The sequence below is a fragment of the Massilioclostridium coli genome, from assembly GCF_900095865.1.
GTDB classification, from domain to species: domain Bacteria; phylum Bacillota; class Clostridia; order Oscillospirales; family Ruminococcaceae; genus Massilioclostridium; species Massilioclostridium facile.
In genome coordinates, this window is record NZ_FMIZ01000007.1 from 1277523 (window position 1) to 1300614 (window position 23092).

Genomic DNA, 23092 nt, shown 5'->3' on the forward strand with positions numbered 1-23092 from the left:
CTATTAGGAAAACATAAATAGATTTCTTTTTATAAGATGACAGAACTTAGTGAGAGAAAAAATTCTGTGCATTTTCAAAATAAATTTTATTTGCTATGTCTCGCCCATAGTATTCTACCATATTTTCATATAGGTTTGCAACTGTTTCAATTCCACAAAGCCATTCTGGCACTGTAGCGCCATCAAAGTCTGATCCAATCGCCAATACATCCTGACAGCCCAAATTTAAGAAATAATCAATGTGTTGGAATAAGTTCTGCATAATAACCGGCGTACGTTCTGCAAGAAAGTCCAAATAAAAATTTAAACCTATTAGACCTTTTCGATTTCGGATTTCAATAATTTGATCATCAGTTAAATTTCTTGGGTGATTACAAATCGCTTTCGCATTGGAATGGGTTGCAATAAATGGTTTTTCAGCAAAATCACACAATTCCCAGAAAGAAGGTTCATTCAGATGGGAAACATCCACGATAATCCCTTGCTGTTCTAGTTCTTTTACCACTTGTTTTCCAAACTTGGTAAACCTGCCCTGAGACAGTGCCCCTCCAGCAATTTCATTTTCACCGTTCCAACACAAGGTCAACATGCGAATTCCACGTTTGGAAAGCTCTTGAATCCGTTCTATTTTTCCTGCTAAAACAGCTCCACCTTCTACAGATAATATTGCGTTGCAATAGTTAGAAAAAGCTTTACCATCGTACAATCTCAATTGTGTATTTTGCTCCAATTGGGATTGAAAAAAATCATACTGTCTTAAAAAATCCTGGTAAGCGGCTTCCCCTCGCAAATCATCGGAAATCCAAAAAGCAAATGTCTGTACCCAATTGGAACAGGATTGTCCCCGATACAAATCAATTGACAAATCGTTATGGTCTAGTTGTTGGTTAGTTTTTAAGCATTCATAAATGGTATCACAGTGCAGGTCAAAATAATTCATCATGATTCCTCCAATACAAAGGCGTTAGACAAAAATCGAATGTTTACCTGTTGTTCTCCTAAAAGGGTAATGCCAATGATATCAAATCTAGGTTGCAATTGGGTTGAATGTTGCTGCAAAAAATATTCTGCAGTTTGGATAATCTTTTTTTGTTTCGTTTTAGTAATAGATTCCTCCGCCTCATAAAGGCAACTGACATCACGTAATTTTACTTCAATAAAACTGAGGATGCCATCTTTTTGTGCAATTAAATCAATTTCTCCATAAGGGGAGTGATAGTTTTTCGCCAAAACGGTATAGCCATTCTTCTTTAAATAGCCATAAGCGATCTTCTCCCCGTATTCTCCACGATATAAGCTAATAGAAGGCTCCTTTGCCCGCAATTTTACCAAAAAGCTCCTTCTATGAATTGGTGCCATTCCATATTCCAAAATCATCTGATGATGGAGTTTTGTGCCATATCCTTTGTGCTTGGCAAGTTGGTATTCAGGATACTGCTGATCCAGTTCCATCATATAATGGTCACGGGTCACTTTTGCTAAAATAGAAGCTGCTGCGATATTGGCAGAGGTAGCGTCCCCTTTCACAACAAACCTGCTGGGGATTCCCACATCGGGATTTTTGTTGCCATCAATCAATACAAAATCTGGTTTTCTATTTAATCCTTCTACCGCCCGTTTCATTGCTAAAAAAGTGGCCTGTAAAATATTATAAGTATCAATTTCTTCTACAGAGGCCGAACCAATCGAATAAGCAATTGCCTTTTGCTTAATCTGTTCACAAAGGGCTTCCCGCTTTTTTTCAGTAAGCTTTTTGCTATCGTTGATTCCTTCAATTTCTTCATTCAATGGAAGAATAACCGCTGCTGCCACTACAGGGCCAGCCAAAGGTCCTCGTCCCGCTTCATCTACACCACATAGACAGGAAATCTGCTGTTCCCTGTCATAATCATATAAAGTCATGCTGTTTCCTCCGAAGGCTCTTCCCAAGAGATACAGCCCAGTTTTCCGCTTCGATATTCATCCAAAGTGACTATTGCGGCACGCTCTGTGTTCACTTCCCCGCCGGAAATCAACATACCACGTTTTCTTCCCACAGCTTCTAACCGTTCATATGCCTCCATATCAGAAGTGTCTTCCAACTTAAACCGTTCTTTTAAGCGCTCTGGATAATGTTGTGCTAAATATTCCAATAACTGCATTGCTAAATATTCTAAATCTATCACATCATCTTTAATCGCTCCAGTAAACGCAAGGTGTATCCCTACCTGAGGATCCTCAAATTTTGGCCACAGCACACCAGGCATATCCAGTAAATCCACATCATTTTCAATGTGAACCCACTGTTTTCCACGGGTTACTCCTGGACGGTCTTCCGCTTTTGCTCGTTTTGATCCAGCTAGTTTATTAATAAAGGTAGATTTTCCCACGTTCGGAACTCCTACCACCATAACTCGTACAATTCTACCAATCATCCCTTTATTGGCACGACGTTCAATAGTTTCTTTCAATACCTCACGGACAAATGGCTGGAATTTCTTAATATTTTTCCCAGTACGGCAGTCGACCGCCATAGCTGGAATTCCCTGCTGTTGGAACCAGCGCAACCATTTTGCGGTAACATTTGGGTCAGCCATATCACATTTATTTAATAATACAACACGTGGCTTATTTCCAATCAGTTTTCCCAGCAAAGGGTTTCTGCTGCTGTATGGAACACGGGCATCAATCAGTTCTACTACCACATCCACATAAGGTAAATTTTTTTCAATCAACCGTTCGGTTTTTTTCATGTGCCCTGGAAACCATTGAATGGTAGGCTGTTGCTCGTTCATTAATTTTAATATCCTTTCTGTTTCTTTAATTCACTGTGCCAAATTTATTAATTGGATACAACCGTATCACTACTTTACCTAAAATATTCTTTTCATTCACATAGCCAAAATCTCGGCTATCGGTAGAGTTGGTACGATTATCCCCCATTACAAACACATCTCCCTCTGGTATGGTAATTGGAAATTGAAGTTCTTTTGGTTCTGTAAAGGCATTGGTATAGCTTTCGTCTAATGCTTTTCCATCCACGGTAACCGTCCCGTCTTCTTCAATATTCACTGTTTGCCCACCGGTCGCAATAATACGCTTAATAATTGGGGTATCAAATAATTCTGGCAGTTCTACAACTACAATATCCCCCTGTTTTGGTTCATACATTAAATGGGAAATAATGAGGCGGTCATTATTATGTAAAGTTTCCCGCATAGAATCCCCTTTTACTCCAACAATACGGAAAATAAAAGTAAATACCAGCACTAAAACCAGTAATGCCGCTACCATTACCTCAACCATATCCATCAAGTCTTTTTTCCATTTTGGAATTGGTGGGAACCTTCTCCTCTTCATTTTTACTAGTTGTTGTATTTTTTCTTGTTGTAAGGTTTGGTCTGTTTGAATTGATTCTTCTACCATTTATCCCACCATCTTTACTGTTAGTTCATAGCGTAAATACAAAATAGATTTTATTAGTGTTTCTTCCAAAAAAGAAAGAAATCCATCTCTAAAATCATGGAAACTATTCTATTATATTATCACATTTCCAATAAAATGTAAACTAAAACAAAAAGAACAAACCGCCTAAAATTGACGGCCCGTTCTTGTCCATTTCTATTTCTGGTTCAATTCCTCTGAGGTAACATAGCGTTTGCCCAAATGTTCATATGCGTATTCTATCAACATTTGTACCAATCGAATAGAAGCCAGTACAACAGCAACGCCCATCACAAATTGCAAAAACTTTTTCATGATACCCTCCCAAAATCATAAAATTATTATGAATTAGTATGATATATTATACACCAAAGTAATAAAATGTTCAATGAACGGAATGTTAAATCCTTAAAAAATTAAAATAAAAAATTTTCATAGATATTATTTTTTTGAGAATAGTATATTCTATAAAATATTGATTGACGAAATACCCTCATAATGTTAGAATATTATTCGTAGTTTTACCGAATAGTTGTAAAGTTAATAAAATGCAAAAAGAATATACAACAAAACGGTGATTTAAAATAATTTTAATTTGAAATTAAAAGGAGGAATATTCAGCTATTATGAAATTATTATCTGAGAGACGAACAGGAAAAGACACAGCCTTTGTTGCCTTAATTTCTCTGGTAGTCTCTATTTTTTTAGTTGCTTTTTTTGCAATAGGCAATTCAAGCACAATGCAGCAAATCGATCAAATGGTTCTTGGTGCCAAAGATATGCTGTCATCAATTAATATTTGGGTTGTACTCATTTTATTTGTAATAACATTTTTGTTGTTCTTTTTGACATTCCCCTATCGAAAAAAAATTGGAGAACAAGTTTATCGATGGAGATATGTTATTGGTATTATTATTTTGGCGATTTGTGTTATTTTTGAATTAAGTGGTTCTTCTATTGCAATGTGGAAACATTATCTTCCAAATGATACCAATACAGATAGTGTCGTATTTGGTATAGAACGCACCATCCGCAGCGATGAATGGGCAGTACAAACACCAATGGCATTTTCTCAATATTTCAATCAATCCGGTCCCTTTCCGTATTTTAGTGATACAATCCGTGGCGCTGCCACTGATACTTTTATTGTTTATTCTCAACCTGTTTGGACTTGGGCAGAAATTTTTCGCCCTTTCCATTGGGGATATCTGGCATTAGGCCCAGCAAAAGGGTTATCTTTTTTCTGGTATGGTAGGTTAATCGCGTTATTCCTTGTTTCTTTGGAGTTTGGTATGTTTATTACCAAACAAAGAAAAGGCTTATCTGTTGCGTATGCCGCATTAGTTGCGTTTGCCCCAACAGTACAATGGTGGTTTGCAATTTGTGGTTTTGTCGAAATGCTGATTTTCGGACAACTAGCTATTTTAATTGTTTACCATTATATGAGAACTCAAAAATATCGTTATCGCATTTTATTAATGTTGGGACTTGTAATCTGCGGTGGAGCATATATTTTAACATTCTATCCATCTTGGCAAATACCATTTGGTTACATTTTTTTAGCTGTTTTAATTGGTATTATTCTAGCAAATCGCAAAAAATTTTGTTTTAATTGGAAAAAAGATATTCCAATTTGGTTTCTCTTTATTGTACTACTTGGTGGAAGTATGGCTGCCATATTTTTAAAATCCCATGATGTTATTTCCGCTTCTATGAATACAGTATATCCTGGATCTAGGCAGCTAACTGGCGGAGGAGAGGGCATTTCTGCATTTACTTCCTTATTAAATCTCTTCTTCCCATTTTGGAATGAAAATCTTATTAAAAATACATGTGAAGCTTCTGCGTTTATTGACTTTGCACCAATTGGATTCTTATTAGGATTATGGGTTATATTCAAACAGAAAAAAAGAGACCCATATCTTATCAGCTTTATGATTTCTGACATCTTTTTATTTGCATATTGCGCATTGCCGTGGCCAGAAATATTATCCAAAATAACTCTACTCAGTTTTTGTCAGCCAGAACGTGTTATAGTACCATTAGGTTTTATTAATTTATTAGTTCTATTCCGTGCACTTACTCTTTTCAAAGCAAAATTTTCTTATTTATTATCAATAATAATTTCTATTTTTACAGGAATTATTATTGCATTCCTTTGTAATATTGATGAACCCGTCTATGCAACTAAGATGCGTTTAATTGTCATATGTTGCGTGGTAGCAATTTTCACCTTTATTATTTTGCAAATCTGCCGAAAATGGGCAAAATCTATTTTTCCGTTACTATGTATAGGAATGGTTTTATTTGCAGGTGGACTTGTTAACCCAATAAATAAAGGACTATCAGTGGTTTATGATAATCCTTTAACACAAGAAATTTATAATATTACCCATGAAGATCAAGGAACAGGAAAGTGGATTGTAGATTCCGCTTTCTTCCCTATTATTAATCTTCCCATTATGGTGGGTGCTCCGACTATTAACTCTACAAATGTTTATCCAAATATTGATCGTTGGGAATTATTGGACCCAAAAGGTGAATATAATGATATTTATAATCGTTATGCTCATATTGGAATTGAGTTAACTAATACAGAAGATTCAACATTTAAGTCTAATGAGTCACCTGATCTATTTCAATTAGACCTAAATGTAAATGATATGGAAAAATTAGAAGTTAAGCATATTTTAAGCAATCGTGATATGCTAGAAAGTCTGTCAAATAGTTCTGTTACTATCCAAATGGTCTCTCAAATACAAGGATACTATATTTATGATGTAACATATGCTTAATCCTCTATCAAGGTTTTACCGCTACTTTTCTAGTGTAGCGGTATATTTTTATGTAACGAAAACCATGGGCATAGCCCATGGTTCTAAAAAGGCGGAAGCCAGTGAGTAGAAAAAATAACTCCTTCATGTAGAATAGAAATGGGTTTGCCAACCGCCAAAAAACATGAAGGAGATCGTTCAAAATAAACAATACAAATAGTTTAGCGCACACGAAATGGAATTGCAAGTATCATATCGTTTTTGCACCGAAATATCGGCGACAAATTATCTACGGGAAAATAAAAGTGGATATTGGAAAAACACTGAGAAAATTATGTGAGAACAAAGGAGTAGAGATCATCGAAGCAGAAGCATGCCCAGATCATATCCATATGCTGGTAAGTAATATAACGTATCTCAATTTATAGGATATCTCAAGGGGAAGAGTAGTTTGATGATATTCGACCTACATGCAAATTTGAAGTATAAATATAGGAATCGGCAATTTTGGTGCAAAGGGTACTATGTAGATACAGTAGGGCGCAACAAAAAAGTAATAGCAAAATATATACGAAACCAGCTGCAAGAGGATATTGCAGCAGATCAATTAACATTCAAAGAATATATAGACCCGTTTACGGGTAGCAAGAATACCAAGGTATAAAAATAAGCCGCTTTAGCGGCGGCCTGAAAAAATTATGCAGTTGGCAACCCCTTTAGGGGTATTGTCTGTATTATGCCCTTCTAGGGTTTGTTCATGCCACCCGTTGAACGGGTGATCATGACTATATCATATAATTTTAGTTGACTTTAAATTTACAGCCGGATATAATAAATGGTAGTGCTGGTAATGGAACAGCAAATAATGATATAGGAGGATTGCACAGTTTGTGCGGAACAAGGTTATGATGAGAGAAATACAGGATAAAATCCTACAACTAAAAAAAGAAAAAAATATTGCGATCCTGGCCCATAGTTACCAAGCTCCAGAAATTCAAGAAATTGCGGATATTACAGGTGATTCTTTCGCTCTTAGTGTAAAAGCGCAAGATTTACCACAACAAACAGTTATTATGTGTGGCGTTCGGTTTATGGCAGATACCATTAAAATACTTTCCCCAGAAAAAACAGTCCTTTTGCCTGTTGCGGAAGCGACCTGTCCTATGGCGGAACAAATCAGCCCAGAACGTGTTGTAGCATTCAAACAACAGTATCCTGATTATAAAGTAGTGGCTTATATCAACACTACAACGGAGCTAAAAGCTGTCTGTGATGTCTGTGTTACTTCTTCCAGCGCATTGAATATTGTTCGTAACCTAAAAGAAAAAAATATCCTGTTTATTCCTGACCAAAATCTAGGGTCCTACATAAAAGAAAAATGTCCTGACAAAAATATTATTTTATGGGATGGATGCTGTCCAGTGCACCATGCTATTACAGTGGAAGAATGCGAAGCAGCAAAAGCAAAATATCCAAATGCAAAGGTTTTAATGCACCCGGAACTACCCGCTAAAATTTTAGCATATGCAGATGTAGTGGGTTCCACCGCCGCTATTTTACAAGCTGCCGCTAATACAACAGAAGATTGCATTATTGGTACCGAGAAAACCATTGCCGATGTATTAAGTCTCCAATTCCCCGACCGCAAATTTATCCCATTATCCAAACGCTTAATCTGTGATAACATGCGTTTAACCAACTTGATGGATGTATATCATGCTATTAATGGAACAGGTGGGGAAGAAATCCAATTAGAAGAAACACTCCGCCTTGCAGCGAAACGTGCAATCGACAATATGATTGCTTTATCTTAATCACAATATACGCTTAATATCTTTCTAAAAACATGGTAAATAAAGCAAATAAGTTTCCATTTTGCCCTCTGGTAGACAAGAAAGTGCAGGATATCGAATGTGTTGAAAACCAAGATTGTATTGATGGTATTATTGATATTCATTCTATGCCAAAAAAGTTTAAAGAGAAAAAGGACTACGCTAATATCTGTAAAACATGTAAATATCATGAATACTGATAATGAAATGATTGGATGATAAAAAGGGGCCGTCGTCATATGGCTCCTTTTTCATTGATTGATCTGTCTGTAAAGGAGTCCCCTAAAAACACTTTTATTTCGATAAACTAGCAAGATGCAAACAACAATCTCTCAATAAAAAATGTTAGTAGAAAGATAACTCCCCATTTATAGTGTTTAGGACAAATAGCACAAGGGAACTAAATTTCAGTATATCTTAAAACTTTTGTCGGCAATATTCCTTTATAATGCTTAGTCAGTACCCTTGTCTTTTCCAAAAATTAACCAGTTATGCTGATATAAGTCCCATTAAAAATTCAATTTTATTCTTAGTTTTACGCCGATAAGGAAGTATTCACAACAACTTATCACTAACGTTGACAGACAGGGTGCAAACAGAAACAGAGAGTTAATCACTTTCAATAGTGGTCGGCTCTCTGTTTTTCTATCTTCACTTTGTTACGCAATAGAACGTCATTTTTGAGGGTAGAAGTATAAAATATCGTCTAAGCGTTTTTCACGTTCTGCAAGCCGCATAAATCAAGCGTTTTTTCCCCTCTATTGCGTAACATACCTAACCCCAAATCAGCAGTTTTATAAAGCAGGTGGATTAGACAGTTTTTGAATACAGCATAATTTCCGCTGTTGGATTATCCGATATTGGATTTTCCGACATCGGTTTATCCGACATTGGAAAATCCAACGCAATTAAATAAAGATATAAATAACTAAAGAAATACCAAATACGGATTTAATCAAATATCCATTCCCTTCCTATCCTTTCCCTAATCCCTCTCCTTTGGGGCAAGGCAAAGCGGCAGAGCCGCCGGAATGGAAAGGAATGGAACAGCAATATAAAAATATCGTTTGTTATGTTACGCAGTAGAACACCATTTTTAAGGGTAGGAGTATAAAACCCTCCCCCCTGCCCTTATCTCCGCTGTAATGCCGCTTAAATCAGGTGAGAAGCACACTTTATCGTATAACATTCCATAATAAATTGGGAGCGTAAGCGGTTTATCCGATTGCGCTCTTGGCTGACTGACAGCAAGGGCATAGAACGCCGTCAAGGACGCTTGCGTTCATTTTATCCTTGACGGCGTTTTCGGGCTTTGCTACTACCTGTCAAAACGGAATTGCAGGATAGCTTTGATAAGCTGTGCTTTCAGACGGTCTTGAATATCGTCGTTGATATGTCCACGATAGGTAGACAGATATTTAATCCGCGCAGTGTAATGCCGCAGTACCGCGTCTATGGCTTCCGGCTCGCCTGCAACAGCTTTCTCGATGGTTTCAAAGGGTATCAGTTTCTTATTCCTCATGTTTAGTTTCCTCCAGTTTTTTTCTTAACTGCTTCAATGCCGCCAGTTTCCAGTAGTTGACTGTACTTCTGCTTCTTCCGTACTCATTCCCGATTTTTCTTTCGCTGTAACCGAGGAAGAAATTCATCAGCAGAGCAGTACGCCTTTGTTCTGACAGATTAGCTAATGCGTCGGCTAATCGTTTACTTGTCACGACCACTTCTTTCCCTTGAACGACAGAAACAGCCGGCTTCTCATAAACATACTGCTCAAAATAGTTATCGGTTGCTAACGGTTCAAAAGACGTTTCCGACATCAGATAGTCAAGTGATACTTCATGCTTCTGTTTCCGTCCAAAATCGCGGTACGCGCTGATTGCCGCATTGCGGAGAACGATTTTACAGAACGCGGCAAAGGCATATTCGATATGCTCCATGAATTGTTCAGAATACTTCATCATAACTCACCCCCTTTCTTCCCAGTAGGGGGCTATTACAACAAACGCCCATGCAGGCATAAAACCGCATAGGCGTTTGGTAATATGAGTTATTTAAGCAATTATGATGATTTGTGTATTCATCTTCATAACCGCAAAATCCCGTTGCATGGAATGGGCTTTTTTTAACAACGAAATAAAGTTATAACTGTAAAAAAGGGACATGGCGATACCTCCTGAATACCGCCATATATTTCTGAAAGAGCGACATCAGCCCCCTTCTGTATTCTCATTTTTATGATAAGAAAACGGCGGTTTTGCTTGTTATTTCAAAACCGCCGTTTGGCAATCCATATCTTAATTGAGCGCATGAAAACTCTACCGCAACAACGGTTTTTTTATTACCGCTGGACGGCATACTAACATTATCCTAGCGTATGAAGATTTCTTCTGTATTCCTGCATTTCTTCTTCGCTGACTGTATCTATGATATATTGTAGTTCACTTACGATTCTATCACGTTCTTTTGGGAGAAAAGCAGTGGTTGGATAAAAATTAGAAACAGAGTTTGCAAATAAATGGGTTCGTATCTGCAAATGCTTAATAAATGTCTGTAATTCTTCTAAACGCTCTTTTTCTCCCGCAGGGATAAATTCCCTTTCCTGTGCCATTCGATACAATTCTGTATCGGGGAATAGTGTCAATGAATCTACGGAAATAAAACGCGGATTTACTTTACTGAATACTTTCGCACTATTGACAGCATTTCGATAACCATTTCCTTTTCCGGCAAGTCCTGTCATATATACAAAATAGTATTCAATTCCTGCTTCATCTAATTTTCTGCATTGTTCAATCAAGTCCTTTGCAATATAGCCCTTATTTGCTAAAAGCAGAGTGCTGTTATCGCCCGATTCCGTACCAATACTGATTCCGTTAATCCCTAAACTTCGAAGCCTTTTTAACTGCCATACCTTTTTATTTTTTATATCACGAATACTGGAAAACATAGCAATCGTCTGACATTCTACAAGATAGTCATGAATAAGCAATGCCCGTTCTGCTAAATTTTCATAACTCATCACAAAAGGATTTGCACCTGTTAAAAAAATACGTCTTGCAGTAGGTTGATAACTTGCCAGCTCTGCTAAGTCCTCTTTAAATTCTTCTAATGGCGACATACGGAAGCACTCATTTTTATACAGGCTGCAAAAACTGCATTTGTTATGTGTACAACCGGACGTTACTTGTACAATAAAGGAACTTGCTTCATAAGGTGGTCGCCATGTTCTTCCTGTAAAGTGCAATATTGGATTCCTCCTTTACAAATGCCGGAGATTTTTTCTATAATTTCGCAGTTCATTTTCATCAACACTGCTAATAATTCGTTCCAATACAGAAATAACTTTCTTGGTATCTCGCGGCAGTGTACCTTGAATCGGAATAGCATTTGAAGCACCTCCGGCGGCAAACCAGACAGGAATATTCAAATGTTCGACTAGGGTTTTCAATTCCCTGTATTTCTCGATTTCCTGTTCTTCTTTCCAGTTTCCTTTTTGAATTTCCTCATATAATTCAGAGTTTTGATAGATGGTAAGCATATTTGCGCCTATGATTTGAGGGTGCAGTTGATTGCATACCTCTGCTGTTTTTCTTGCTCCTATCTCTCCTTTTCCTGCACCGGATACTCCTGTAAGATAGAAAAAGTTATAGCTGATACCTGCTCTGTCCAAACGCTGACATTGGAGGACAATATCATTTGAAGTGTATCCCTTGTGCATAAAAGTTAAGGCTTCGTCATCACCCGTTTCGATTCCAATGGTCAAGCCATCATATCCTGCATTTTTTAACTGCAAAAGTTCCTCGTCTGTTTTTAATGTAATATCTGTAATTCTTGAAAAGCACCCGATTGATTGATTCGTTGGAAAATACCGCCGTATCAGGTCTGAAATTTCAATTAAACGGGAAGCCTTTAAGATAAAAGGATTTGCCCCTGTTAAAAAAGTACGGAATATTTTATGACCAATCCATATACGAAATTGTCCCTTAGCTTCCTTTAAATCGGCTTCAATATCTTCCATAGGTGTCATTCTGAATTTAAACGGTAAATCGTCATATAAAGTGCAGAATTTACATTGATGATGTGTACAGCCTGCCGTTACTTCCAAAAGCAGTGAAGACGCTTCATAAGGCGGTCGCCAAATCGTTCCTGTATAGTGCATGAAAATCTCTCCTTTCTCCCTTGCTATCCTCATTATATCACTGTACGCTTGTTTGAAAAGTACTGTACTTTTTTATAGTACATTGATTTTTGATTGTAAGAATGGTATATTGTAATTGATTGGAGGGTTAATACATGAAGAAAAGCCAAATGTCGATTGAGCGTTGTGCCACTGTTTCTACAATTCAAAAAATCTTAGGCGGAAAATGGAAAATTGAAATACTTTATTATATTGGATTTCAAAATATACAACGTTTTGGAGAACTACGCCGACACATCGGAGATATAACAGAATCCTCTCTGACAAAGCAATTGCGTGAACTGGAAGCAGACGGTTTTATTTCCCGTTTTGACTACAAGGAAGTCCCACCCAGAGTAGAATATTCATTGACCGAACTTGGCAAAAGTTTTATGCCTGTCTTAGAATTTATGAAACAATGGGGAGAAAATAATCTGAATTAAAATCCTTAAATAAAAATTGAATTTATATGGTCGAATACGCTGTAATCACTTTTGGATTATGGCGTTTTTCTTTTTCTTGTCTTTGGCATTTTTGCAAATCCGGCGTACTTGGAAGTAAGAAAAACTTTTTGAAAAATTTCTTCCAAAACTTCGGCAAAATCGCTCTGTACGGTGTTGTAGGTAGTGAGAGGAAAATCAGAGGGTTTGGGATACTTCCCAACAAGCAAAATGCAGGGCATTTTCGGAAAAGGGTACTCTTTTCCTATGCTTGCTGAGAAACTTATCACATTACAAATCAAAGAAAGGACGGGAAAGGAATGGAACGGAAACAAAAACAGGAAATAACAGATGATAGGCAGAAACAGGGCATCCGACAGATGAAACAGTGATTTATAAAATCGGTGGCACATTCTATGAAGTGTCTACCTCTTGCGGCGGCTCTGAACCACTTTTTGAAAAGATGAAGCGGCTCATAAAATCAGAAAACCTCAAAACGCCTACTGACAAAGGAAAAGATGTCCGCTATAATAAAGATAGCAACCTGTCTGTCGGGCGTTCATTACAGGAGGAATGAACATGACAGCAAATACATATAAGCCCGAACAGATAACCGCATTATACGCCCGTTTAAGTCAAGAGGACGCATTGGACGGGGACAGCAACAGCATTGTCAATCAAAAAGCAGTTTTAACAAAATATGCTTCGGATAACGGCTTTACAAATCCGGTCTTTTTCATTGATGACGGCGTTTCCGGTGTAACCTTTGACAGACCGAATTTTAACCGTATGATTGCAGAGATTGAAGCCGGAAATGTAGCGACCGTTATTGTCAAGGATATGTCCCGCTTGGGGCGTGACTATCTGAAAGTCGGCTACTATACAGAAATCTTTTTCGTTGAAAGAGATGTGCGCTATATCGCAATCAATGACGGTGTAGACAGTGCAAAGGGCGACAATGATTTTACCTCTTTCCGAAACCTGTTTAACGATTTTTACGCCAAAGATACCAGTAAAAAGGTAAAGGCAATCAAGCGGGCGCAGGGTATGGCAGGAGAACATCTGACTAAGCCGCCTTACGGCTATAAGGTAGACCCCAATGATAGAAAGAAATGGATTGTAGATGAAGAAGCCGCCGCTGTGGTAAAGAGGATTTTTGATTTATGTGTTGCCGGAAAAGGACCGTCGCAAATAGCCAAAGTACTTAAAGCAGATAAAGTGCTGATAGCAAAAGCATATTATTCAAAGAAAAAGGGAAAATCCTTGCCTGACAATCCATATAACTGGAAAGACAGCACGATTGTTGGCATTTTAGAGCGCATGGACTACTGCGGGCATACTGTAAACTTCAAAAGCTATTCCAAATCCCACAAGCTGAAAAAGCGTATTCCCACCACAAAAGAACAGCAGGCGATTTTCCGCAACACCCATGAAACAATCGTTGAAGAAGCTGTCTTTGAACGGGTACAGGAATTAAGGGCAAATAAACGCCGCCCCACAAAGGCAGAACGGCAGGGAATGTTTTCCGGCTTAGTATTCTGTGCGGATTTATGAGGACGACATCAACGGCACAATCAGCCATGAGCGGTTTTTGAAACTGTCCGCTGAGTATGAAGCAGAACAGAAAGAACTGACAGAAAAGGTAAAGGCAGAACAGCAGGAAGTTGATACCTACGAACAGAATAAAAGCGACTTTGACAGCTTCGCCGCTATTATCCGCAAGTATGTGGGAATAACAGAATTAACGCCCACTATCGTTAATGAGTTTGTGAAGAAAATCATTGTCCATGCGCCGGAGAAGATAGACGGCAAGCGTTTTCAGAAAGTAGATATTGTCTTTAACTTTGTAGGAGAAATTCATTTGCCGACTGACCCGCAGGCAGAACAGAAAGAAGCCAATAAACAGGAAAAGACGGCATAGCCCTTGAACGGGGCTATACCGCCTAATTGAAAAATATACTTCCTTGTAACCTGAAACCCTTGATTTCTAGTGCTTTTCTAACAAATCTCTTGAACTTGGAATCGAAAATTCTTTTTACGTGATACCTTTCATGGTAAAATCAAAAATTTCTATGAGAACAAGAAAAAATTCCCCCAGATTCTTCTGAGGGAATTTTTAATATAATCCTAATAGTTTTTTCCTTAATTTTTATTTTTAAAGATATCCATAATTACATCAAAAGTATGGTCATCTGGATCTAATCCTACAGCAGGATTTGGTTCTGGGGCTTTTTCTTCTGCTGGAGTATTATTGTTGACATCTGCCATAGTGGTTTTTGAAATTTTCTCTTTAAAATCCGTATCAAACCCTGTGGCAATTACAGTAACCCGCATTTCATCTTCCAAAGAATCATCAAACGCCACACCAAAAATAATACTTGCATCTGGGTGAACAGCTTCACTGATTCTACCGGAAGCGGCTTCTACTTCATCAAATTCAATATTTGGAGATGCTGTTACATTGATAATCAGGCCCTTTGCACCCTCGATAGAGGTTTCCAACAATGGGCTGGAAATTGCCATTTCAGCTGCTTCAATTGCCTTTTCTTTACCTTGGCCATATCCAACACCCATATGGGCATACCCGGCATCACGCATAATGGTACTGACATCAGCAAAATCCAAGTTGATAAAACCAGTAGTATTGATTAATTCAGAAATACTCTGAACACCTTGTTTTAACACATTGTCAGCTGCTTCAAAAGCATTTGCCAAAGTAATTTTCTGATTAGAAAGCATTTTTAACCGCTCATTTGGAACAACGACTAAAGAATCTACACTTTTTCTCAATTCCGCAATCCCTGCTTCTGCCTGCAACATTCTGCGGGCACCTTCAAATTTAAATGGTTTTGTAACAACACCAACGGTTAAAATTCCCATTTCACGGGCAATCTGCGCAATAATGGGAGCTGCACCTGTTCCGGTTCCACCACCCATTCCAGCTGTAATAAACAGCATCTGAGTTCCTTTTAATACGGTTGCTATCTCTTCCCGGCTTTCTTCCGCAGCCTGTTCCCCTTTTTCTGGGTCACCGCCTGCACCAGTTCCTTTGGTTGCTTTTAAACCAATTTCAACCTTTTGGGAAGCCAACGATTTACTCAACACCTGGCGGTCGGTATTTACTGCGATAAACTCCATACCAGAAAGTCCTTCGCTTACCATACGGTTAATGGCGTTACCTCCACCACCGCCAACACCAATTACTGTAATATTAACAACTTGTTCTGCCCCATGCTCAATCATTGTATTTGGCACTGTTACGTCCTCCTATATCAACATCCAAATTGGTCGTTGTAATCTATGATAAATAACATAATAATCATAATGTTTATTTTATCAGATTTCAATTAGAATTTCAACACTATGTAGAAGATTTTATAATTTTTTCAAAAAGTTTTTGCATGAAAAAATCCCGAAAAATAGGGGTTATTCGACCATTTCTGGCAGAAAATGTATACTCTGCGTACTTTGTACGTAAAAAATCCTTCCTGTTTCAGAAACACCAATATCTTCTTGAATAATTTTTTTTGCTGCCTGCAATAAATACTCCATATCATCACTGCTTTGGATTTGAATGACAATACGGTTTTGATAGGTAATATCTGTTTGTAATGGATTTGAAATATCAATAGAGGTAATATCAGGAAATTCTATCATCCCAAGTATTTCTTGCAACTTTCGTAAGCGGTCTATATCAGAAACATGTAATTCACTTAGATATTTTCCCTTTTCTGGTTGCTCTACCGTACAGCCTTTTATCACAACTGTTCCGGCTTTTGGTTCCGGCTGGTTGATTTCGAGGATACGATTTCCGTTACTAATATATAAATAACCGCCGTCAGTTTGGATACTACATTTTACCTCGGATGGTATACAAATAATTTGCAAGGTATCCGGTAATTTTCTTTTTACCTCTACATCATCCAAATTGATATATTGTTTTAAAAGTTCTTGCCGGATTTTTTTCGTATCTAAGCGTAAAAGATTATCTCCCTTTTGTACGCCAGTGGATGCAATTAACTGTTCCGCTGTGTACTCCCCAGTTTGCTGTACATCAAATGCCCGTATATTAAAAAACACCGTCATAGACAAGGTAATCATCGCCGTAAGCACAATCAACAACAGCAGTATATAGTAAATGGTGTATTTGCGCAAACGACGTTTTCTGCGCTTCACCCCGCTTGCAGCTCTTGCCTGTTCACGGGGATCAGGACGGTGATTTACTTTTCGCTTAATTGGAACGTCCTTTTTCATCCAAAACCTCCGATTTATTTGATCCTGCTCATTACCGCACCCAACTGGCACAGTGTTTCCTCAATTGGCTCATAGCCCCTATCGATGTGATAAGGATCTGAAATATAGGTAATCCCTTCCGCGGCCAAACCGGCAACTACCAATGCAGCTCCACTTCTCAAATCGGTCGCCCTTACCCGGGCGCCAGATAAGGTAGGGACACCTTCTACTACAGCAACTTTGCCTTCCAATGTGATATCCGCCCCCATTTTGGTCAGTTCCACTGCATGTTTGTATCTATTTTCAAATATATTTTCTACAAAAACTGTTGTCCCAGCCGCTTTTGAAGCCAATGCCATCATCATGGGCTGGGCATCTGTTGGGAACCCCGGATATGGCATCGTCCGGATAGCACTCATGGCATTCAATTTTCCGGTAGAACGGAGATAAATATTGTGATGATCTACCAGCAATTTGACGCCAGTCTGCTCTAAAAAGGGAAGTACGCCTTCAATATGTTCTGGAACAATCTGTTTTAACAATAATTCTCCACCTGTAATAGCACCAGCGCAAAGCCAGGTGACCAAAGCAATCCGGTCGGGAATCACCCGGTATTCCGATGCCTGTAGCCGGGAAACTCCTTGAATCACAATTGTCTTTTCCCCAGCCCCATAAATTTTAGCTCCACAACGGTTCAGGAAACAAGCTAAATCTACAATTTCTGGCTCTGCCGCAGCGTTAGTAATGATTGTTTCCCCTTCCGCTGTACAAGCAGCAAGGATCGCGTTTTCAGTTGCGCCTACGCTGGGAAAAGAAAGGGTAATTTTACTCCCCTTTAGTTTATCAATCGAACAATCCAAAATTCCATTGTGCTCATCAATTAGAATCCCCAACTGACGCAGACAAGCCAGATGCAGATCAATTGGCCTGGGTCCTAACTCACATCCACCTGGAAAATTTACGGTCGCCATCCCTGTACGGGCTACAATCGCTCCTAAAAATACAATAGAGGAACGCATTTCTCCCATTAACACTTCTGGAATCTCAGAGCAAGAAATCGTTGTGCTGTCAATTTCTACAGTATCATCTTCCCGTTTGACAATACAGCCAAGGTGGCGCATAATCTGGAACGCAATCTCTACATCCCGTAAACGGGGGCAATTATGTAATACCGTTTTTCCTTTTACCAAAACTGCTGCTGCCAACAACGGCAAAGAGCTGTTCTTGGCACCCTGCACCGACAATTCCCCTATAAGGGGATTGCCTCCATATACTTTCAATTCTTCCAACCAAAACACCCCCACAAAGCAGATAAAAATTTCTTTGCAGGATATCCTATGTATTTTGTGGAAAAATTGCTACCGTTACTGCATGATCTCTTGCAGTGCGTTGTAAATTCGATCAGATGTATCCAAAATTGCCAATTTAGAAGCATTTTTGCTAAATCGGCGCAACTTGTCCCGGTCCTCATAAAAACCATTCACCAGGGCAACCATTTCCTTGGCGTCATAATTTTTTTCTTCCACTACAACAGCGGCGCCATGGTTTTGTAGCACCATCGCATTATGATATTGATGGTTTTCCGCTACATTTGGGGAAGGAATTAAAATGGACGCCTTTCCAGTAGCCTCTAATTCACTTAAAGTAATCGCTCCAGCACGACAGATCACCAAATCTGCTGCTGCCAGGCAAGTATCCATATTATGGATATAATCCCGTACATCTATTCTTGGGTTTCCGTTTAAATCCACATGGCGTTCTTTTAGCATCTGTGGAAAAATATCCTTTCCCAATCTGCCACAGGCATGGATATGGTTCACCTTTTTCTTTTTATTGTGCCACTGCATAATATCCGCCGCAATTTCATTGACTTTGACAGCGCCTAAACTTCCTCCAAACGAGAGGATGCACATTTCATCATCCATCCCCAATTCTTTCCGAGCTTCTTCTTTTGTTGTGGATAAGATACTTTCCCGGATCGGGTTTCCGGTAATCACCATATTTGCCTGCTGTGGGAACATTTTTTTTGCTTCTTCCACCGCCAGCATTACCAAATCCACCTGTTTACTAAGCATTTTATTGGTAACGCCAGGGTAAGCGTTTTGTTCATGAATTGCCGTTTTGATCCCTTTTTGGGCTGCTTTCCTTACGATTGGTCCACTAACATACCCACCGGTTCCAATCACCAGATCCGGCTGGAATTCTTTGATGATTTTGTTTGCCACAAAATCAGAAGTCATCAAGCATTTTACCGCGTCAATATTACGGGCAATATTTTTTAAGGTCAGTTTTCGTTGAAATCCCCTTACCTTAATGGGAACAAAATGGTACCCTGCTTTGGGAACCAGAGTGGATTCCATCCCATTTGGCGTCCCCGCAAACAAGATTTTTGCGGATGGATCCTGTTTTTGAATGGTATCCGCAATTGCGATTGCAGGGTTAATATGTCCTGCGGTTCCACCAGCTGCTAACAAAACTTTCATTCTTTTCACCTTACCTATGTTTTTTCTATTAAAGCATGTCGCGAGACATTCAATATCACGCCCATTTCCGCCAGCTGCATCGCCAACGCAGTCCCCCCATAGCTGAAGAAGGGTAAACTGATACCAGTGTTTGGAATACTGTTGGTGACAACGGCGATATTTAATAATGCCTGTATCCCAATTTGCGCAGAGATTCCCACACATAGCATCATACCAAATTTATCCGGCGACTTGGATGCGATGGAAAACCCTTTATACACAAACAGGATAAACAGCGAGATGACAATAACCGCACCAATTACCCCCAGTTCTTCACAGATAATCGCAAAAATAAAATCATTCTGTGGTTCGGGCAGATACATGTATTTCTGTTTGGAGTTCCCCAACCCAAGCCCGAGTAATCCACCGGAGCCAATCGAAAGCAATGACTGGTCGGTCTGCATGGTTTTATTTAATGGGTCGCTAAACGGATGGAGCCAGTAATAAAAACGGTCGCTCTGATAATTCCCCTTGAGTAGGAGCATGGCAATCAATCCGACAATAGCCACAGAGCCAATCATAGCAAACCAGCGGAATTTTGTTCCACCAACAAACATCATTACAGCTGCAATCCCCGCAATCAAAATAATACAGGAAAGATGCGGCTCCAAATACAGCAACCCTACAACCAGGACTAGTATTATCCCAAATGGCAGGACGCCATATAAAAAGGTCCCCATTTTTTTATAATTGGTGGAAATCATTGCGGAAAACAATACGATTAAGGCAAATTTCATGACCTCAGAAGGCTGGAACTGCCCTAAAATTGGAACCTGAACCCACCGTTTAAATCCATTTTCATCTCCACTGGTAAATAGTACAGCAATTAACATAATGATAGCAACTGCAAACAGTGGAACCGCTAATTTCCGCCAATGATGGTAATCAAATTTAGAAATGACAAACATGGCGATTAGTCCCAACACACAGGCTAGTGACTGCTTGCTGATATACCGGAAACTATTGCCTTCATAGTAATAAGCATTGGCATAGCTGGCAGAAAACAGCATAACAAGGCCAAACGCAACCAACACCAGAATTAAAATCAAAAAGACAGAGTCCAACCTACCGGTTTTGATTGTTTGTTTGGATTTCTTTTTTAGATTTTTTCTTCCCCGAGTGGGAAGCTGAATAATTTCCGCCATAGGCTCCCTCCTTTTGTTTCTAATGTCATGTATATGCGAAAAACAGATCCTATACCAAACAGAAAGGATCTGTTTTCCTATTCCCTTTTCTATTATAATTCCAGAAATACGGAAAATATACCAAGAGCACCAAATAATGCGGTAACCAGTGTAAATACAGATACAATCTTGATTTCACTCCAATTACACATTTCAAAATGGTGATGGATTGGACTCATTTTAAAGATGCGTTTCCCGGTTGTTTTAAAGCTGATTACCTGTAAGACAACAGATAAAGCTTCGATAATGTAAATAATACCAGCAAATACAATCAGCATTGGGCGATCGATGCCAAAAGCCAACGCCACTACAGCACCACCCAGGAACATGGATCCAGTATCCCCCATAAATACTTTTGCGGGATAGAAATTCCATACTAGGAATCCCAAACATCCGCCAGCGATTGCGGCAGCGAAAATATACATGCTGTCAAATTTCAACATAGTCGTTAAAATCATAAAGACAATGGCATAAACAACGGTAACAGAGGAAGCTAACCCATCAATTCCATCGGTTAAATTGACCGCGTTTACCACAAAATAAATGCCGATTACAACCAGTGGGTAAAATACCCAACCAAAATCAAACTGTCCGATGAATGGAAAGATAACCGTTGTAGAAACCGCACCGCTCATCGCTAAAGTAGCGACGTATCCAATACAAAGAATTAATTGGAATACGGTTTTTTGCTTTGCAGTCAAACCCAGGTTACGCTTTTTTACCACCTTGATAAAGTCATCAATAAATCCAATCAATCCAAAGCCAAACGCAATTGCCAAACCCGACCAAACACGGATGTGGTCAACCGCCTCTGTGCCCGTTGCCTCAGTATGGTTAATAGTCAGGATAAACATCCCCACAATCAAAGCGACAGTACTGCCAAAAGCGAACATAATACCACCCATGGTAGGAGTACCATTCTTTTTTTCATGCCAAGTAGGACCAATCTCTTTAATTGTTTGACCAAACTTCAACTTCCTTAAAAATGGGATTAAAAATTTTCCAGAAATCGCAGTTAATGCAAATGCAACCAGCAATGTGGTAATACCAGCGATCCATGTCATACAAAACATTCCTCTCTATTGCTTAATCTTTTTGAAATAATTCCTGTATTACTTCTTCTAATTTCATGCCACGGCTTGCTTTAAAAATAACAGCGTCTCCTGGACGAAGAAAGGCTTTTAAATCAGAAGCCATCTTCTGTTTGTCGTCATAATGGCAAAGGAACGGTATTCCCTTTGCTCCAGCCGCAATCTGTTTCGATTCCGACCCATAACAGAACAGTGCGTCCAAATGGCATTGTTTTGCCAATACGCCGGTATCATAATGCGCCTGGGAAGAAATTTTCCCCAGCTCCAGCATATCCCCTAGTACAGCAATTTTCCTTCCTTCTGCGGGTATCTGCTGCAAAGCGGAAAAAGCTGCTTTCATGGAATCTGGACTTGCATTATAACAATCTTCAATTACAATCATACCATTAACAAGCCGTGTATTTTGACGCATTCCAGCAGGTTGATATTTTTTTAGTGCTTCCACAATCTGTTGTGATGTAATTCCACACAACCGCCCGATAACAAAACCAAAAAGGGCGTTTAACACGTTGTGCTCTCCAATAGTTGGAATCGACACTGTTGTGTTTGTATCCTGATACACAATCTCAAATGTAGTGGATAATCCATCTGTTTTGATATTGGTTGCACGGCAATTCAGATGTTCACCAGAAATACCACAAAATATAATAGGATGGTTTTCCACTTGTAAATTGCAGAGCATATCGTTGTCACCATTTACAATAAGGGGCGCCCCCTCTTCCATTCCATCCAGAATTTCCAGCTTTGCTTTTAAAATATTAGCACGACTCCCCAGGTTCTCCATATGGGATACGCCAATATTGGTGATCACACCAATATCAGGCAAAGCAGTGGTAGAAAGGCGATGGATTTCCCCTAGGTTGGACATCCCCATCTCAATCACAGCAGCTTGATAACGGTCATCTAAACCAAACAGGGTTTTGGGCAATCCAATTTCGTTGTTCAGGTTTCCCTCGGTTTTCAAAGTGTGGTATTGGGAAGAAAGCACTGTGGCAATCATCTCTTTGGTGGTAGTTTTACCTACACTTCCAGTAACCCCTACCAACTTTCCATGAAACTGTTGCCGACAATAACGTCCTAAATCTAGCAAGGCTTTCCGTGTATCCTCTACCAATAGATATGGGGTAGAAATCTCCAGCTTTTTCTGGGATACCACAGCTACAGCCCCCTGTTCTATTGCGGAAGGGATAAAATCATGGCCGTCAAACCGTTCCCCTTGGATTGCTACAAATAAACATCCTGGCGTTACCAACCGGTTATCAATCACAATACCATTGATCAAAAGAGGTTTTGGATGGTATAAAGTTCCGTTTGTTGCCTGTTCTAATTCCTGTAAAGCTATTGGTTTCAATCTCATCTCTCCCTTTTGCAACCAAAAATTTGATGGATTCCATTGTTTTGCTTGATACTAGTTTA

Annotated in this window: 20 protein-coding genes and 2 pseudogenes; 6 read left to right on the forward strand and 16 right to left on the reverse strand. The window is 39.0% G+C overall.

The window, feature by feature from the left end; translation table 11 throughout:
- Nucleotides 1-46: 46 nt before the first annotated feature.
- From BQ2683_RS10960 to BQ2683_RS13450, 5 genes are all read right to left on the reverse strand, one after another.
- Entirely contained in the window at nt 47-940 is an 894-nt protein-coding gene (locus BQ2683_RS10960) for a dipeptidase (RefSeq protein WP_069989074.1), read from the reverse strand.
- Nucleotides 940-1902, reverse strand: a complete 963-nt coding sequence (locus BQ2683_RS13835; RefSeq protein WP_069989075.1) for a ribonuclease HII — start codon at nt 1900-1902, stop codon at nt 940-942. Before BQ2683_RS13835 ends, BQ2683_RS10960 begins: the two co-directional genes overlap by 1 nt.
- Complete coding sequence (gene ylqF, locus BQ2683_RS10970; RefSeq protein ID WP_069989076.1) at nt 1899-2774, reverse strand: ribosome biogenesis GTPase YlqF; 876 nt, start codon at nt 2772-2774, stop codon at nt 1899-1901. Before ylqF ends, BQ2683_RS13835 begins: the two co-directional genes overlap by 4 nt.
- Nucleotides 2775-2799: 25 nt before the next feature.
- Entirely contained in the window at nt 2800-3405 is a 606-nt protein-coding gene (lepB, locus tag BQ2683_RS10975; protein ID WP_083256468.1) for a signal peptidase I, read from the reverse strand.
- A 195-nt stretch (nt 3406-3600) separates the two neighbouring features.
- Entirely contained in the window at nt 3601-3738 is a 138-nt protein-coding gene (locus BQ2683_RS13450) for a hypothetical protein (RefSeq protein WP_159427379.1), read from the reverse strand.
- Between the two features lie 311 nt (nt 3739-4049).
- Here BQ2683_RS13450 and BQ2683_RS10980 point away from each other — a divergent pair, with 311 nt between their 5' ends.
- From BQ2683_RS10980 to nadA, 3 genes and pseudogenes are all read left to right on the forward strand, one after another.
- Nucleotides 4050-6218, forward strand: a complete 2169-nt coding sequence (locus BQ2683_RS10980; protein WP_069989077.1) for a DUF7657 domain-containing protein — start codon at nt 4050-4052, stop codon at nt 6216-6218.
- 182 nt (nt 6219-6400) lie between these two features.
- Nucleotides 6401-6861 (forward strand): annotated as a pseudogene (gene tnpA, locus BQ2683_RS10985) (IS200/IS605 family transposase).
- 226 nt (nt 6862-7087) lie between these two features.
- Entirely contained in the window at nt 7088-8011 is a 924-nt protein-coding gene (gene nadA / locus BQ2683_RS10990; RefSeq protein WP_338061268.1) for a quinolinate synthase NadA, read from the forward strand.
- Nucleotides 8012-9347: 1336 nt separating this feature from the next.
- Here the strand turns inward: nadA and BQ2683_RS10995 are convergent.
- The 4 genes from BQ2683_RS10995 to BQ2683_RS11010 form a co-directional block, all read right to left on the reverse strand.
- Nucleotides 9348-9551 (reverse strand): helix-turn-helix domain-containing protein, encoded by a 204-nt coding sequence (locus tag BQ2683_RS10995; RefSeq protein WP_006876091.1) that lies wholly within the window; start codon nt 9549-9551, stop codon nt 9348-9350.
- Nucleotides 9541-9987, reverse strand: a complete 447-nt coding sequence (locus BQ2683_RS11000) for an RNA polymerase sigma factor (RefSeq protein ID WP_069989528.1) — start codon at nt 9985-9987, stop codon at nt 9541-9543. Before BQ2683_RS11000 ends, BQ2683_RS10995 begins: the two co-directional genes overlap by 11 nt.
- A gap of 404 nt (nt 9988-10391) precedes the next feature.
- Nucleotides 10392-11273, reverse strand: coding sequence for a radical SAM protein (locus BQ2683_RS11005; RefSeq protein WP_069989079.1), 882 nt, complete (start codon nt 11271-11273; stop codon nt 10392-10394).
- A 15-nt stretch (nt 11274-11288) separates the two neighbouring features.
- On the reverse strand, nt 11289-12188 hold the full coding sequence (locus tag BQ2683_RS11010) for a radical SAM protein (protein ID WP_069989080.1): 900 nt from the start codon (nt 12186-12188) through the stop codon (nt 11289-11291).
- A 134-nt stretch (nt 12189-12322) separates the two neighbouring features.
- Here BQ2683_RS11010 and BQ2683_RS11015 point away from each other — a divergent pair, with 134 nt between their 5' ends.
- The 3 genes and pseudogenes from BQ2683_RS11015 (at nt 12323) to BQ2683_RS11020 (ending at nt 14567) form a co-directional block, all read left to right on the forward strand.
- Nucleotides 12323-12649 (forward strand): winged helix-turn-helix transcriptional regulator, encoded by a 327-nt coding sequence (locus tag BQ2683_RS11015; RefSeq protein ID WP_022268433.1) that lies wholly within the window; start codon nt 12323-12325, stop codon nt 12647-12649.
- Nucleotides 12650-13034: 385 nt separating this feature from the next.
- Nucleotides 13035-13223 carry a hypothetical protein gene (locus BQ2683_RS12960; protein WP_235843915.1) on the forward strand — a complete coding sequence of 63 codons (189 nt, stop codon included), beginning with the start codon at nt 13035-13037 and terminating at the stop codon, nt 13221-13223.
- Between the two features lie 2 nt (nt 13224-13225).
- Nucleotides 13226-14567 (forward strand): annotated as a pseudogene (locus BQ2683_RS11020) (DUF4368 domain-containing protein).
- Between the two features lie 221 nt (nt 14568-14788).
- Here BQ2683_RS11020 and ftsZ read toward each other — a convergent pair.
- The 7 genes from ftsZ to BQ2683_RS11055 form a co-directional block, all read right to left on the reverse strand.
- Complete coding sequence (gene ftsZ / locus BQ2683_RS11025; RefSeq protein WP_069989541.1) at nt 14789-15889, reverse strand: cell division protein FtsZ; 1101 nt, start codon at nt 15887-15889, stop codon at nt 14789-14791.
- A 183-nt stretch (nt 15890-16072) separates the two neighbouring features.
- Nucleotides 16073-16900 (reverse strand): cell division protein FtsQ/DivIB, encoded by an 828-nt coding sequence (locus tag BQ2683_RS11030; RefSeq protein ID WP_069989081.1) that lies wholly within the window; start codon nt 16898-16900, stop codon nt 16073-16075.
- A gap of 14 nt (nt 16901-16914) precedes the next feature.
- Entirely contained in the window at nt 16915-18177 is a 1263-nt protein-coding gene (gene murA / locus BQ2683_RS11035) for a UDP-N-acetylglucosamine 1-carboxyvinyltransferase (RefSeq protein ID WP_338061275.1), read from the reverse strand.
- Nucleotides 18178-18243: 66 nt separating this feature from the next.
- On the reverse strand, nt 18244-19362 hold the full coding sequence (gene murG / locus BQ2683_RS11040) for an undecaprenyldiphospho-muramoylpentapeptide beta-N-acetylglucosaminyltransferase (RefSeq protein ID WP_069989083.1): 1119 nt from the start codon (nt 19360-19362) through the stop codon (nt 18244-18246).
- 14 nt (nt 19363-19376) lie between these two features.
- Nucleotides 19377-20546, reverse strand: a complete 1170-nt coding sequence (gene ftsW, locus BQ2683_RS11045) for a putative lipid II flippase FtsW (RefSeq protein WP_069989084.1) — start codon at nt 20544-20546, stop codon at nt 19377-19379.
- 92 nt (nt 20547-20638) lie between these two features.
- The gene (gene mraY, locus BQ2683_RS11050; RefSeq protein WP_069989085.1) at nt 20639-21649 is read right to left on the reverse strand and encodes a phospho-N-acetylmuramoyl-pentapeptide-transferase; all 1011 of its coding nucleotides are present in this window, start codon (nt 21647-21649) and stop codon (nt 20639-20641) included.
- A gap of 22 nt (nt 21650-21671) precedes the next feature.
- A complete protein-coding gene (locus BQ2683_RS11055; protein WP_069989086.1) occupies nt 21672-23027 on the reverse strand; it encodes a UDP-N-acetylmuramoyl-tripeptide--D-alanyl-D-alanine ligase in 1356 nt (451 codons plus the stop codon).
- Between the last annotated feature and the right edge of the window lie 65 nt (nt 23028-23092).